The 14,883-nt window shown below is 38.8% G+C and carries 14 protein-coding genes and 2 tRNA genes; 6 read left to right on the top strand and 10 right to left on the bottom strand.

The genetic code is table 11. The features are described from left to right. From FEE95_RS00580 to folE, 7 genes are all read right to left on the bottom strand, one after another. Complete coding sequence (locus FEE95_RS00580; RefSeq protein ID WP_138655888.1) at window positions 1-522, bottom strand: GNAT family N-acetyltransferase; 522 nt, start codon at window positions 520-522, stop codon at window positions 1-3. Further along, window positions 519-1,385, bottom strand: coding sequence for an alpha/beta hydrolase family protein (locus FEE95_RS00575; protein WP_171036949.1), 867 nt, complete (start codon window positions 1,383-1,385; stop codon window positions 519-521). Before FEE95_RS00575 ends, FEE95_RS00580 begins: the two co-directional genes overlap by 4 nt. Window positions 1,386-1,393: 8 nt before the next feature. Beyond that, a complete protein-coding gene (locus FEE95_RS00570) occupies window positions 1,394-1,882 on the bottom strand; it encodes a DUF192 domain-containing protein (protein WP_138655886.1) in 489 nt (162 codons plus the stop codon). Window positions 1,883-1,927: 45 nt separating this feature from the next. Beyond that, window positions 1,928-2,881 (bottom strand): prolipoprotein diacylglyceryl transferase, encoded by a 954-nt coding sequence (lgt, locus tag FEE95_RS00565; protein ID WP_138655885.1) that lies wholly within the window; start codon window positions 2,879-2,881, stop codon window positions 1,928-1,930. 78 nt (window positions 2,882-2,959) lie between these two features. Beyond that, window positions 2,960-3,184: a membrane protein insertion efficiency factor YidD gene (gene yidD, locus FEE95_RS00560; protein ID WP_171036948.1), complete on the bottom strand. Its 225-nt coding sequence runs from the start codon at window positions 3,182-3,184 to the stop codon at window positions 2,960-2,962. 70 nt (window positions 3,185-3,254) lie between these two features. Further along, window positions 3,255-4,736, bottom strand: a complete 1,482-nt coding sequence (cysS, locus tag FEE95_RS00555; protein WP_138655883.1) for a cysteine--tRNA ligase — start codon at window positions 4,734-4,736, stop codon at window positions 3,255-3,257. A gap of 15 nt (window positions 4,737-4,751) precedes the next feature. Further along, window positions 4,752-5,432, bottom strand: a complete 681-nt coding sequence (gene folE, locus FEE95_RS00550; RefSeq protein ID WP_138655882.1) for a GTP cyclohydrolase I FolE — start codon at window positions 5,430-5,432, stop codon at window positions 4,752-4,754. Between the two features lie 137 nt (window positions 5,433-5,569). Here folE and FEE95_RS00545 point away from each other — a divergent pair, with 137 nt between their 5' ends. Together FEE95_RS00545 and FEE95_RS00540 are read left to right on the top strand one after the other, a co-directional pair. Next, window positions 5,570-7,375 (top strand): T9SS type B sorting domain-containing protein, encoded by a 1,806-nt coding sequence (locus FEE95_RS00545; RefSeq protein ID WP_138655881.1) that lies wholly within the window; start codon window positions 5,570-5,572, stop codon window positions 7,373-7,375. Window positions 7,376-7,496: 121 nt separating this feature from the next. Next, on the top strand, window positions 7,497-8,945 hold the full coding sequence (locus FEE95_RS00540) for a T9SS type B sorting domain-containing protein (protein WP_138655880.1): 1,449 nt from the start codon (window positions 7,497-7,499) through the stop codon (window positions 8,943-8,945). Between the two features lie 85 nt (window positions 8,946-9,030). Here FEE95_RS00540 and FEE95_RS00535 read toward each other — a convergent pair whose 3' ends face one another. Together FEE95_RS00535 and FEE95_RS00530 are read right to left on the bottom strand one after the other, a co-directional pair. Beyond that, the gene (locus tag FEE95_RS00535; RefSeq protein ID WP_138657524.1) at window positions 9,031-10,536 is read right to left on the bottom strand and encodes an OmpP1/FadL family transporter; all 1,506 of its coding nucleotides are present in this window, start codon (window positions 10,534-10,536) and stop codon (window positions 9,031-9,033) included. Between the two features lie 37 nt (window positions 10,537-10,573). Continuing rightward, complete coding sequence (locus FEE95_RS00530; protein ID WP_138655879.1) at window positions 10,574-11,914, bottom strand: hypothetical protein; 1,341 nt, start codon at window positions 11,912-11,914, stop codon at window positions 10,574-10,576. Window positions 11,915-12,007: 93 nt separating this feature from the next. Here FEE95_RS00530 and proS point away from each other — a divergent pair, with 93 nt between their 5' ends. From proS to rpsT, 4 genes are all read left to right on the top strand, one after another. Further along, on the top strand, window positions 12,008-13,483 hold the full coding sequence (gene proS, locus FEE95_RS00525; RefSeq protein ID WP_138655878.1) for a proline--tRNA ligase: 1,476 nt from the start codon (window positions 12,008-12,010) through the stop codon (window positions 13,481-13,483). A gap of 81 nt (window positions 13,484-13,564) precedes the next feature. Continuing rightward, window positions 13,565-13,636, top strand: a tRNA-Glu gene (locus FEE95_RS00520). A 93-nt stretch (window positions 13,637-13,729) separates the two neighbouring features. Then, a tRNA-Glu gene (locus tag FEE95_RS00515) sits at window positions 13,730-13,801 on the top strand. Between the two features lie 60 nt (window positions 13,802-13,861). Further along, window positions 13,862-14,113 carry a 30S ribosomal protein S20 gene (rpsT, locus tag FEE95_RS00510; RefSeq protein WP_138655877.1) on the top strand — a complete coding sequence of 84 codons (252 nt, stop codon included), beginning with the start codon at window positions 13,862-13,864 and terminating at the stop codon, window positions 14,111-14,113. A gap of 50 nt (window positions 14,114-14,163) precedes the next feature. Here the strand turns inward: rpsT and FEE95_RS00505 are convergent, their stop codons facing one another. Next, on the bottom strand, window positions 14,164-14,862 hold the full coding sequence (locus FEE95_RS00505; RefSeq protein ID WP_138655876.1) for a hypothetical protein: 699 nt from the start codon (window positions 14,860-14,862) through the stop codon (window positions 14,164-14,166). Window positions 14,863-14,883 lie beyond the last annotated feature (21 nt).

Here is a 14,883-nt window from a genome sequence, read left to right as displayed (position 1 = left end):
TTATAATTGTATTCTAAAGATATGAGAAGGGTTTTCATTAAAAATTGTTGTCTTGTCCAAATGCATGCCATTATTGATGGCTACTTTCTGCGATGGAATGTTATCTACATTAATAATAGAAATCAGCGATGTGGCTAAATTATTTTCAATGGCAAAGGCTTTACATTTTTGCGCAGCTTCTGTGGCATAGCCTTGCCTCCAATATTTAGGAAGCATAGAATACCCAACTTCAAGTTCTTTGATGCCGTCAACAGTTTGGATTAGCAATCCGCATTGCCCGATAAATTCATTGGTCTCCTTATGTATTAGTACATTCATTCCCCCAAGATCGTTATCGTAACGGTGAAAAGCTTTATCAAACCAATGTTGACAGGCTTCCACTGGGTCTTCGGGTAGTCCTATCCAAAATTCAGTACTTAGGGGCTCTTGGTGAAAGGGTAGCCAAGTTTCAAAATCTGTACGCTCTAATTTACGGAAGCGTAAACGCTCAGTTTCAAGACCTGTAAGAAGATATTTGCTCATAATAGATTATTGGTAAGAATCCAGTTAAGGTTTTTTTCCCATAAAAGTTCTTTGAAACTTCTTTTGAAAAATCCAAAATGTCCAGGCTGTTTTTGATTTTCAGCAGGATAATGTATGCGGGTCACTTGAGAATTTACATATTGGTTCGCCAACCAATCTACTGTTTTTTTTGGCGCAAATGAATCCTTTGGAAAACTCCAAGCTAGAATCGGTATTCTAATATCTTCGAATAGATAATCCGATTCATTCTTAAAGTGCATTAGATAGTCTTTTTTCTTTCCCCATGAAGCCCATTCAAAAACCATATTTTTAGGTAGGTTTTCAAACAAACCAAGCTTTTTTGAGGGAAAATATCCAAATAGGGGAGTTAAAGTCGGAATTATAACATACCAAAACAACCACATTTTTATTCCATGAAATCCTTCGAAATCTTTCCAATAACCACTTTGGGAAGCTATCATTATCACTTTATCAATTAATAGATGATTAGGATTAAATCCAAATATTTGTCCTCCAACACTATGCGTGATAAGTGATAGGGTTGCATCAAGATTTTCTTCCTTAGCAAAAGCAACAACCGCAGCTTGGTCATTTTTGCCCCAACTTGTTAGGTTTTCGACGTGTTTTTTTAATTCCACCAAGGATGAAATAGATTTGCCAATGCCACCATAGTCAAAAGTGTAAACAACAATTCCTTTTGATGCACAGAAATCTGCAAAATGTGAGTAATACTTCTGTAATACCCCCGTCGCTGAGGAAATTACAATTACTTGATTAATTGAGTTTTTCGAAAAGAATTTTGTAACTGCAATAGGTTTCCCATTTGCGGTTTGAATGCTCAATTCTTTTTTTTGGACTTCCACCAAAACAGCTATTTTTTTTGGTATTCTATTTTATCACCGACTTCTAAAAGCCACTTTTCAGCTAACCCCGCGTTAACCTCAAGAACATATTGAATCGGCACCTGTGAGGAGAGTCCAGTTTCATTCAGGGGTTGAGCGTTTTCTTGGAAACTTGCAATAGTCAAATCTGATTTGAGGAAAATAATGTCAAGCGGAATTTCGGTATTCTTCATGTAGAAAGAATGCATTTGCTCGTCAGGAAAAACAAAGAGCATTCCCTGATGGTCTTCCATACTTTTTCGGTACATCAATCCTGTTTGTGTCTCGTATTCAGATTCGGCAAACTCGATATCCAGTTTGGTGATGAGCGTATCTACTTTTTGTTTGGTAATGGTTAATTCACCTTCCTTCGTAAAAGTTATAGGCTCGGTCTTAATTACCTTTTTCGGTTCTTCTTTGCAAGAACTAAACAATATGCCAATCAAACTGATAATTACAATACACTTTAAATTGTTCATAGATTTGAGTTTGATCAAAAGAAATATTTGACAACTGCCAACCGATTACTGCTTACTAGCAGTTGGTCGAAACATAAAGTAAAGACCAATAAGAATAAATGGAATACTCAACATTTGACCGATAGCTAAGGTGAAAGACTCGTCCAATTCATTTTGACGTTCTTTGACGAACTCAGCTAAAAATCGGATACCCCACAGTACCACCGTAAATGTTCCAAACAAAAATCCGGGTTTGTCCTTCTTATCTGTTTTCCAATAAAGATAGTACAGAAGAAAGAACAGCATAAGATAACCAACTCCCTCATAGAGTTGAGCTGGATGTCTATATGGAATGTCTTTAATATACTCTGAAAACTCCGGTTTTGATACCAATGCGTCATAGGCAGCATTTACCGTTTTTTCCTTGGTGATTGACATGGCTTGACCTTGTCCGATACTATCTCGGACAAAACGAGTAGCGAAGATGAACGATTCCTCAACTTTCTTGCCAATAATCTCAGAGTTGAAAAAATTTCCTAGTCGAACACAAAATGCTCCAATCGCGGCGACAATTGCCAAGCGATCCATAATCCAAAGTGGTTTAAACTCAGGGTTTTTTCTAATATATAGAAAAACAGCAAGGATGATTCCTATTGTAGCACCATGACTTGCTAGTCCTGTAAAACCTGTAAATTCATATCCATCAATAAAACCTAAAATACTTCCTTCTGCACTTTCTCGAATGGGCAGAAGTATTTCCAGTAAATGATCTGAATAGTAAGGCCAATCGTAGAAAAATACATGTCCTAAACGGGCGCCTAACATTGTGGCCAAAACCATATAAATAAAAAGCGAATCCAGTTGATCAACCGTCTTCTTTTCATTGGTAAAAATACGCTTCATCAAAAACCAACCAATAGCAAAGGTGGCTATCCAAAGTAGGTTGTAGTATTTGATTTGTAGAGGTCCAAGGCTGAAAAGAGTTTCATTCGGATTCCAGGTAATTCCTAAAAAGTACATGTAGATTTATTTTGAGCGACTAAGATAAGTATTTAGTATAAAGTACTTCGTATCGAAGAAGTAGTATTTGAGTGTATTTTAAGGGACTGGGTCATATCCTTTTCCACCCCAAGGATTACAGCTAAGAATTCGTTTTATAGACAACCAGCTACCTTTAAAAAGACCATGTTTTTTTAGAGCTTCAAGGGTATATTGCGAACAGGTCGGGGAGTAGCGACAAGTTGCAGGGGTATACGGAGAAATCGCCTGCTGATAGAAACGCACAAGAAAAACAAATGGAGCTATCAGTATCTTTTTCATCAAAAACTTACTTTAATTGTCATTCCCGTGAAGGCAGGAATCTGCCGAAATTGGGGGTTTGATATTTGATAAATTAAGAAACACTAAAAGTAGTACCTTCTTTACCGTCTTTCAATTGAATACCCATTTCAGCCAATTGATCTCTAATCTTATCTGAAGTTTCAAAATCTTTATTGTCTCTTGCATCTTTTCGAAGCTGAATCAATAAGTCCACAACTCCTGATAGTTTATCAGAATCTGTACCAATATCAGTTTTGCTCTCAAGTCCTAATACATCAAATATGAATCCATTTAAGATGACTTGTAACTTTGATTTGTCTTCTACTGTGATACTTTCATTTCCTTCCTTAACCAAGTTGATGTGTTTTACTGCATCAAACATTTTGGCTATTAAAATAGGAGTGTTGAAATCATCGTTCATTGCATCATAGCACTCTTGTCGCCATAATTGCACATCGAAACTGGAGGATTTTCCCGTTTCTAAGCCATCAAGGTTTTTCAAAGCATCCATCAGACGATTGTATCCTTTTTCAGATGCTAAAAGTGCATCATTACTCAAATCTAGTATACTTGTGTAATGTGCCTGCATCATGAAGAAGCGAACGACAGATGGCATAAAGGCTTTGCTAAGTATTTTATTATCTCCGGTAAATATTTCCCCAGGGAGGATATTATTGCCTGTAGATTTCGCCATTTTCTTACCATTCATGGTAAGCATATTAGCATGCAACCAATAGCGAACAGGAGAATGACCATTACTTGCTTCCGCTTGAGCGATTTCACATTCGTGATGTGGAAATTTCAAATCCATTCCTCCACCATGAATGTCAAAAGTTTCTCCAAGATATTTTGTGCTCATTGCGGTACACTCAAGATGCCATCCCGGGAAACCATCACCCCAGGGGGAAGGCCAGCGCATAATATGTTCTGGCTCCGCTTTTTTCCAAAGTGCAAAATCTTGTGGACTTTTCTTTTCATCTTGAGCAGCGAGTACACGCGTATTGGCAATCATGTCTTCCAACTTACGTCCGCTTAACTTTCCGTATTCATTTGTTTCATTGAACTTGATGACGTCAAAATAGACCGAGCCATTCCTTTCATAAGCATATCCTTTTTCCAGAATATCTTTTATGATTTCTATTTGCTCGATAATATGCCCAGTCGCCGTAGGTTCTATGCTCGGAGGTAGAAAGTTAAATTTTTGAAGAATGTTATGAAAATCCACGGTGTAGCGTTGTACAACCTCCATTGGCTCTAACTGCTCCAAACGCGCTTTTTTGGCAATTTTATCTTCACCATCTTCAGCGTCATCCACCAAATGCCCAGCATCCGTTATGTTTCTGACGTATCGGACCTTATAACCTAAGTGTTTGAAATACCGAAATATCATATCAAAAGACATGAAAGTTCTGCAGTTGCCTAAATGTACATTGCTGTAAACCGTAGGGCCACACACGTACATTCCGATGTGACCTTCGTTTAAAGGTTGGAAAATTTCTTTTTTGCCTGAAAGGGAATTATAAACTTTAAGTTGTTGATTCTGGTACAATTGCATTATTGGAGCAAAGGGTTAGAAATTGGTGTCTAAATTAAGATAATCTAAAAATTCACGGCGTACAGGTTCTTCTTTGAATTTTCCACCGTATTCCGCAGTAACTGTGCTACTATCTATATCACGAATTCCTCTAGAATTTACGCAAAGGTGTTTTGCATCGATAACGCAGGCAACATCTTCTGTGCCCAATACTTTTTGCAATTCTCGCACAATCTGAATATTCAGGCGCTCTTGAACCTGAGGTCGTTTAGCAAAATAGTCAACGATACGGTTCATTTTTGAAAGTCCAACAACAGTTCCATTTGAAATATATGCAATATGTGCTTTCCCAACAATTGGAAGTAAGTGATGTTCACAGGTAGAATATAACGTAATGTTTTTCTCCACCAACATTTCATTGTACTTGTATTTATTTTCAAAAGTTGAAGAATTCGGTTTTTTTTCGGGGTCTAATCCTCCAAAAATCTCATTAACGAACATTTTTGCAACGCGATTAGGAGTTCCTTTTAAACTATCATCATCAAGATCAAGGCCAAGAGTCAACATAATCTCCCTAACATTTTCCTTAATTCTTTCAATCTTTTCCTCTTCGTTCAATACAAATGCATCATCTCGTAAAGGGGTGTCCTCAGAGGAAGAAACATGACCGTCTCCCATCTCCTCAAAATGCTCTTTCAAAGTGCTGTCAATTTTCATTTAATATGACTTTAACGAACAGCAAAGATATACATAATATGGCACTTTATATTCTATTTCGGGCATTACACAACATAAATTAGTGTTAAGGAGTATTGCAGATTATCTTTAGGGTGTCCCTAATTTTAGACCTACTTATGAAGCGTATTTGTGTACTTTTTAGCGCATTACTGTTTTTTGGGATTTTTACCCTCTCCGCTCAGGTTTCTCCTGATTGTGGCAATGCTATTCCTATTTGTAATGATACTCCGGTTAATGGTGGAACTAATGGTTTCGGCGTTGACGACTTTAACGGCGCTGCGAAGAGTGGCTGTTTGGAAGAAACTATCACAAACGCCATAGAATCGAATTCTGCTTGGTATCGTTTTCGAACGGGTGCCACAGGTCAGTTGGGTTTTAATATTGGAATCGACACTTCTGAAGATTGGGATTTTGCTCTATACAAAGCTGGTGATTGTAGTACTTTGGGTGAACCAATTCGATGTAACTTTTTTGATAATCAAGATCAAGACTCCTTTTTAGGTATCGGTGAAGATCCCACAGGTAATGCTAGCAATATTCAATATGAAGATTGGATTGAAGTTGCTCCTGGTGAAGATTATTATCTCCTAATCAATAATTTCAGTAATAGCAATTCTGGTTTTTCCATTCAGTTTTCAGGAAATATATTTGTTACCAACCCTTTTGATGCGCTTGATTGCTCTATTGTAAGCAATCTTTTAGGACCACCGATTTCAGCCTGCGAAGGAACAAATGTTACTTTGAATGCTACAACATCCGATGCCGTAACTTATAACTGGTTTACCGATATAGGTGCAGGTTTTGAACCGATTGTTGGTGAGAATTCCTCCGTGCTGGTTGTTTCTAGTTCAGCAACTTATCGCGTAGAAGTGGTACGTCCTGCTGGTAATAATATCATCAGTGACGTTCATGTTGGTTATTCAACAATGCCTAATGCATTTCCGCTAACTGATGAGGCTGCCTGCTCTGAAGATACCACTTTTGATTTATCAGTAAAAGACATAGCAGCTTTAGGAAGTCAAAGCTCGGATGATTTTGTAGTAAGTTATCACAATACATTGGCTGATGCCAATAGTGGTACTAATGTAATTCCTAAGTTATTTACTATTCCATCGGCCACAAAGACGATTTATGTTCGTGTTACTTCCGTACAAAATCCAGATTGCTATGATGCTTCTCAACAGTTTCAACTGATTCGTTTAGAAACCCCTGTCTTGGATTTTCCTTCAGAGGTTTTTCTATGCGATGGTGCATCAAGTGTTACTATCGGTTCATCTGTTACAAGGCCTTTTCATAGTTATAGTTGGGACTCAGGTGAATTGTCATCTAGTATTGATGTTGCGCAAGCAGGTATATACGAGATTACTGTGACCAATACTCAGAATGGTGTCAGCTGTTCAAATTCTAAAGAGGTAACCGTTATAGTCTCCAATCCGCCTGTGATTTCAGATATTGAAATTGAAGATTTAGAAGAAGAGAATACGGTGACTGTTTTCACGGAGGAAGAAGGTGATTGGGAATATCAAATGGATAACGGTTCATTCCAATCTTCTCCAATTTTTAATGATGTTTTGGCTGGAACCCATACCCTAACCGTGAATGATATTAGGGGTTGTGGATCTGTAACGGAACAAATCGTAGTTGTGGGATTTCCTAAGTTTTTCACTCCCAATGGTGATAGTATGCATGACTATTGGCAGATAGCAGGTGTTGGGAATTTGGAAAACCCGTTAGTATCTATTTATGATCGATACGGAAAACTTTTGGCGCAATTAACAGGTAATAGTCAAGGTTGGGATGGTACTTTTGCGGGAAAACCTTTGCCTTCTTCAGATTATTGGTTTAAGCTTACTTATAAGGACACCAATGGGCAAATTACCGAGGCTAAATATATCAACAATCACTTCTCCTTAAAACGCTAGATATTTAATTTGTAGATGCATTTTATCGATTAACGGCATGAATTGTCGGTAAAAACATACTAAATAGGACTTCACGGAGTTATAGTATTTATACAATTATATCCTATTTAGCCCTAAATCTATGCGAACACTTCTTTGTGTCCTGTGCTGTTTGTTTTTATTCTCCCCCTCAGCAAACGCTCAAAGCCCCAATTCAGCTGATTGTAGAACCGCTATTCCCATATGTGCGGATGGACTTGTTACTATAATGCCCGCTGTAGATGGTAATGGCGATATCGATGATTTTGATCCCGACGTCATTCTTCAAACTGGTTGTTTAGAAAAAGGCAGTAATAGTTCAGCAAATGTCGAGAATAACACTTCTTGGTTTGTTTTTAGAGCTGGCACTGGGGGGCAAGTTGGTTTTGATATTGAGGCATTACCAGTATCAGGAACTACGATAACCGCAGAATGGGATTTTGCCGTATACGGTCCTGATGTTGCTTGTGGAGATATTAGTAACGGAACCGCGCAGCCCATACGTTGTAATTATGAAGTGAATGATACTGGTTTTACTGGAATTGGTGTCAACCCTATAAGCGGTGAAGAAGGAGCACCATTCGTAAAGCAAAGTTTAAATACCTATGATGAATGGTTGGATGTACAACCGGGTGAAATTTATTATATACTCATCAATAATTACAATATCAACTTTAATGATGACCCTGAGTCTTTTATGTTCACCTTTACTGGAAGTTCGGTTGATGCAAACCAGGATACGGCAATAGACTGTACTTTGAGAGACGAGTTCTTAGGATTGGACATTGTTGCCTGTGAAGGCGACCCAGATATTACCCTAAGTGCTTTGAATACGCCGGCCGGGGCAGACATTGCGAATGTGGCTTGGTCTGTTGATTATGATGACGATGGTACAATTGATGATACGCTTACTGGTACGGGCCCCTTCGGAGCCGAATATGTAGTAACTAGTCCAAATTCGGGGAGGTACTTTGCTGAAATAACAACAATTTCTGGTTCACCTGCCACCGTTGCGGATGTGGGAGGGATATTGATTACCTTCTACGGAGTACCTGTGTTAGATCGGGTTGAAACTTTGGAATCAAACTTATCCATTGACCCCGATCAAAATAATATTGAGTTTTTTGTCGACGGCGATAGCAGCTATGAATTTGCCATAAACGGAGGTGAGTTTCAAGATGATCCTATTTTTCTTGATGTTCCGCCAGGATTGAACACGGTTATCATCAACGACAAAAACGGATGTGGAACGACCGAACCCATTGAATTTTTGGTTGTTGGATATCCGAAGTTTTTCACTCCAAATGGGGACGGAATGCACGAAACCTGGAACGTATTTGGTATAGAAACTTTAGAGGACCCTGTAGTATTCGTTTTTGACCGCTATGGGAAACTATTGAAACAACTAGGTACAGTGGGAGGTTGGGACGGTACTTTTAATGGCAAACCTATGCCTTCATCAGATTATTGGTTCAGGTTCGAATATGGAGAACAAGAAGATGGTGCTATAGTAGCGAAAACAAGGAAGACCCATTTTACTTTAAAACGGTAGAAAAATTTGATAAGACCTAAAGAAGAAGGCCATTTCACTAGTGAAATGGCCTTCTTCTTTGTCGAAACTGGTGTACTATTCTTCTCTAAAAATTTACGGTATAACTTAATGTTCCGTTCATAGAAACACCATTAACCAACGCAGTAGAATTAATTCCGGTATCAAACAAACGCTGCGCCACATCACGCTCTGTTCTGTTAATTGCTAAATCCAAACGACTACCACCAAAATTATATCCAATTCCACCTGAAATCGATTCCAAATCGCCAACGGTATTTAAGCTTTCATAAGGGCTCTCATCAAAGCGATAACCGGCTCTAAGGCTAAATCTATCTATTCGATACTCTCCTCCCAAGCGAAATGTATTTACCGTGCCTAAATCTCTTGAAACATCAGAGTTTACAGATGCAAAATTGACATCATCTACCGGGCCTAACTTGGCTTCCGAGAAGTCCTGAAACGAATAATCAAAACTTAGGAGTCCGTTTTTGCCAAAAATCAAAGCCAAACTACCCATCACTTTTCCGGGAACTCTCAATTTATAAGTAGGAAAAATATTTACTTGATCAAAATTGATGAAGTTGATATTGTCATCTGCCAAATCAGAAGAAATGCTTTGGGAAAGCTCGTCTTCCAATCGATACCACGTAGGAGATTGGTAACTTCCACCAATGCGAAGGAAGTCACTTAGTTTGGCGATGGCACCTACATTAAGAGAAAACCCCGATCCTTGTGTAAATAGTCTGTTGTCAAAAGTTGTTCGCTGTATTTCAGAATCAGCATTGTATCCTGTTTCTGTGAACTGGTCGTTCCTGTTGTAAAGAATACTGTGGAAATTTACAGATGCACCTATACTTAATCGCTCTCTATATTGAGAGGCAAGGTTCAAGGTAAACTTGCTGTTGTATCCTGAGGTGATTCTCGAAAACTCTTGATTAACGGTGGTATAATCAGCATTGCTAATGTATGCTGTGTTGTCGTTTTCCATTTGAGCTGGGTCAATCAAACCACCAAAATATCCTAAGAAAGCCTGTTGGTCTCCAAAACCTAAGTTCGCTCCTATATCTAAATATGCTTCCTCGATAAATTCGCCTTCCCGTAACGTTATATCTCCGAAAGGAACTCCTTGGGCAAAATTTAAAAAGTAATTATCGATACCTTCATTGGTTGTACCCGAAGCAAAGATATTATCGTCAAAGTTTTCGGTAACATCATAGTTAAGAGCTAGAGCTACTTTGCTCCATGGACTAGTGGGTAGTGTACTTTTGAATACTAAAACGCCGCCTGCCTGATTGATGTCCAAATAGTTTGGTGAAGTGGCAGTAGCATTTCCTCCATAGGTAATAACATTATCACGATTGTAGACGGTTCCGGAAACTGTACCCAGGTTATTATTAAATATTGCCGAACCTGCCGGGTTGATATTCAATGCCGATAAATCGCCGCCGAGGGCTCCAAATGCACCTCCCATTCCTTGATAACGAGCTGTTCCTTGAATGTTTTCCGAGCTATACCGTAATACATCAGAAATGTTTTGAGCACTGGCAAGTGAACATACCAATAGTATTATGAAAGTTAAGTTTCTTTTCATTTTTTTAATTTTAATCTGGTTCCTGAATGTTTGGAGTCTATTGTCTTCCCCCACCTCTGCTTGACGATCTACCGCCTCCTGAAGATCTTCCAGAAGAAGATGATCTTGAAGAACCGCCAGAACTCCTGTAGCTTCCCGAACTTCTTGAGCTGCTTCCTGAACTTCTATAACTTCCGCTACTTCTAGAACTTGAGCTTCTACCAGACGATCTATAGCTACCTCCGCTGCTTCGAGGTGAAGAGCTTCTGCCATAAGAACCGCTACTTCTTGTTCTACTTCCAGAACTTCTATAGGTTGAGGTTCTTGGTGCTGAATATCTTGAAGTACTTCGAGAGGCTGTTCCTCTTGAATAACCGCTGCTGCGTGGCGTAGTGCTTCTCCTGTATTGAGTGCTTCTTGAAGAGCTGTTATAACGTGGTGTTGCTCTTGTGCTTCTGCTTGTTCTATACGAACGATTTCTATCTACCCCAACAGTACGTCTTGAAGCGATACCACTCCTGTTGCTTCTTGTACTTCGCGCCGTAGTTCCTCTCCCAATACTCGATCTTCCCGTGGTTCTGTTACTTCTATATCTAGATGTTGTGCCGCTTCTAGAGGTATTCAAATTAGATCTACCTCGGCTAAGTGCCACCCGTGAATTCGTTCTTGTTAGCGCTCTACTACCATTGTAATATCCGCGTCTACCTGAGTTATATGCATAACCTCTATTTCCATAAAAGCCTTGATTTGCATAACCGTAACCAAATGGAGGACACCAAGCATTTGCCCAACCAAAACCTCCGTAGCCCCAGTTGTTCCAGCCCCATCCACCGTAGCCTCCCCAGCCCCAGTTGTTCCATCTATTCCAACGATTCCAGCCGAAGCCTCGGCCCCAGCCCCAGTTGTTCCATCCGAAACCACGGTTCCATAACCAAGGGTCATTCCATCCCCATCCGAATCCAGCACCACCCCAGCCCCAGTTGTTCCATCCATTATCATAAATGTTTATACTAACGCTGGTCGGGTTATCTCCCCATCCTGCATTTCCGGCATAATCATTCTCAGAAGTGTAGTACTCGGTTAAATCTCCCTCTGTGATACTATCATTTTCTACAGCGCTTGAATAGGAATCAACATCCGTAAAAATCTCACTTTCTGAAATTTCATCCGCTTTTTGTCCAAAATAGTCTGCATACGTGTTACTCCCTTGTTTCTGCTTTGCCTGAGGTGCTTTTCTAGGAGCTCTATCAACAGAAACACGGTTTTCGTCAGACCCGTAAATACCATCGTTATCATAATAAGATGCCTGTTGGTAAGAACCGCATGAAACTACGAAAAGACCGACCAGTGCGACTAAGGCCGCATTACGAATTTTTTGGAGGTGTAGGGATTGTATCATCGTTGTAATTTAAATTGTTGAACATTATAAAAATAGTTAGTTTTACCAACTATTACGATTTTATTAACACAAGTTCTGTGCCAAACTTAAGAAATGGGTAAAAATTTAACGACAAGAAAAGAAGATTATTCCAAATGGTACAATGAACTCGTTGTAAAGGCTGATTTAGCCGAAAACTCGGGAGTTCGTGGGTGTATGGTTATAAAACCATATGGATTTGCCATTTGGGAAAAAATGCAGGCAGGTTTGGATAAGATGTTCAAGGAAACAGGTCATGAAAATGCCTATTTTCCGTTGTTCATTCCGAAATCGTATCTGAGTAAGGAAGCTAGCCATGTGGAAGGCTTTGCTAAGGAATGTGCTGTGGTAACGCATTACAGGTTGAAAAATGCAGAGGATGGAAGTGGCATCATCGTTGATCCAGATGCAAAATTGGAGGAAGAATTGATAGTAAGACCCACCTCCGAAACCATTATTTGGGATACCTATCGAAGATGGATTCAATCCTATCGAGATTTACCTTTATTGATTAATCAATGGGCAAATGTCGTGCGCTGGGAAATGCGTACAAGACTATTTTTACGTACAGCGGAATTCTTATGGCAAGAAGGTCATACAGCGCATGCTACGGAAAAGGAAGCAATTGCAGAAGCTGAGCTAATGATGAACGTTTATGCGGAATTTGCCGAAAAACATATGGCAGTGCCCGTTATTAAAGGATTAAAAACGGAGAGTGAACGTTTTGCCGGTGCCCTGGAAACCTACTGCATAGAGGCTTTAATGCAGGATGGAAAAGCTTTACAAGCAGGTACTTCGCACTTTTTAGGACAAAATTTCGCCAAAGCTTTTGATGTGAAATTCGCCAATAAAGAAGGGCAGAAAGAACATGTTTGGGCCACTTCTTGGGGAGTTTCTACTAGATTGATGGGCGCATTGGTAATGACGCATAGCGATGATAACGGATTGGTGCTTCCTCCAAAATTAGCCCCGATACAAGTGGTTATTGTTCCCATTTATAAAGGATTGGATCAGTTGGATGTAATATCTGAAAAAATTGGTCCATTGGTAAAAGAGTTACGAGCAAAAGGTATTTCAGTAAAATTCGATAATCGCGATACACATAAACCTGGCTTCAAGTTCAATGAATATGAATTGAAGGGGGTTCCTGTGCGTTTGGCAATTGGTCAGCGGGACTTGGAAAATGGGACTTATGAAGTCGCAAGAAGGGATACTTTGGAAAAAGAAACGGTTCCTGCTGATGAGGTGGTTGCAAAAATTGAGTTCTTGATGGATCATATTCAAAAGAACATTTATCAAAAAGCCTTTGATTATCGAAAGGAACATATTACCAATGTGGATTCGTACGAAGAATTCAAAAAAGTATTGGAAGAAAAAGGTGGATTTATATCTGCTCACTGGGATGGTACCATCGAAACCGAGGACAGAATTAAAGAAGAGACAAAAGCTACCATAAGATGCATTCCGATTGATGTCAAAGAAGAGGAGGGAAGCTGCATGGTTACAGGAAAACCATCATCTCATCGAGTGCTTTTTGCAAAAGCATATTAAAAGATGTAAAGAAATTATATTCAGGTGTTGTGATAGTAAAAAATAATTGTATTTTTGCATCCGCATTTTGTGCAATATAATGGTCCGTTCGTCTAGGGGTTAGGACGCCAGGTTTTCATCCTGGTAACAGGGGTTCGATTCCCCTACGGACTACTAAAGTAAGAGGTTGAAGGTACAAGGTTAGAAGTTAAGAATTATAAATTTTTATTTCCTACTTCGTATTTTGAACTTCGATCCGTAAATAATGGCCCGTTCGTCTAGGGGTTAGGACGCCAGGTTTTCATCCTGGTAACAGGGGTTCGATTCCCCTACGGGCTACAAAAGTTCGAGTGAGATTGGCGAAGAAGGATTTTAGAAAACATAATTAAGAAATAAAAGATGGCAAATCACAAGTCAGCATTAAAGAGAATTAGAAGAAACGAAGCGGTACGCCTTCGCAACAGATACCAACACAAAACAATGCGTAACGCATTGAAAAAATTGCGTTCTGAAGAGAAGAAGAAAGATGCTGAGGCTTTGTTACCTGGTGTTGTTAGTATGATTGATCGTTTGGCAAAACGCAATATCATTCATAATAACAAAGCGGCTAATCTTAAAAGTAAATTAGCAAAGCACGTTGCTGCGATGTAATTCCTTACTTGTAAAATATTTCAATGCTCTAACGAAAGTTAGGGCATTTTTTATGCTTGATATTCAGATTCAATAATTGGTTTTTTTAATTTTTCTCGCATTCGGAGAAAACCGATTATAAAACAAGAGTACATAGCGAGAATTAGTAACATATGAACTCGCCATACAATCATGTAGTCTATATTTTCTATTTTTAAGTATCTAATAACTTTAATTGGTAAATAACCTATAAAGAATACTAGCAAGCCAATGGATATCCAAAATAGGATGTCCTTTTTACCTAATGCAATTGATATGCTTTTCAGATAGGAAATAGATAGATAAATCATTGTAATTCCCCCAAATAAGTAAGTTAGAATTTGATGTTCGGTTGTTATGTCTTGGATGAATACGTTAAATAGGGCAATTACACAAAATAGGATACCTATGAAGAATATCTGTTTTTTTTGATTCATTTTTTCGGCATAGCTTCTGAACAAATAATAGAAGTAAAGGAAGAAAACAATATTATAAATACTATAAATTATAACATTGTAATTTTCGTAAGTAGCTTCAAACGAAAGGTCAAAATAGTCGTATCGGACTACGAGTAATCCAAGAATCTCGTTTAGTAAAGTGTACAGTAGTAAAATCGGTAAATATTGTAATGGAGTTTCATAATATTTTCTATATCTAAATAGGGCCATTACCAAAGTAACCGCATAGATTACAACAAACGAATTACCTAATATGGTGTCAAGAAACTTCATAATGGGGCTAGCAAATTCTAC

The organism is Maribacter algarum (ex Zhang et al. 2020), assembly GCF_005885635.1.
Classification (GTDB): domain Bacteria; phylum Bacteroidota; class Bacteroidia; order Flavobacteriales; family Flavobacteriaceae; genus Maribacter_C; species Maribacter_C algarum.
Note: the sequence above shows the minus strand (reverse complement) of the source record. Positions and strands in the feature narration are given on the sequence as shown.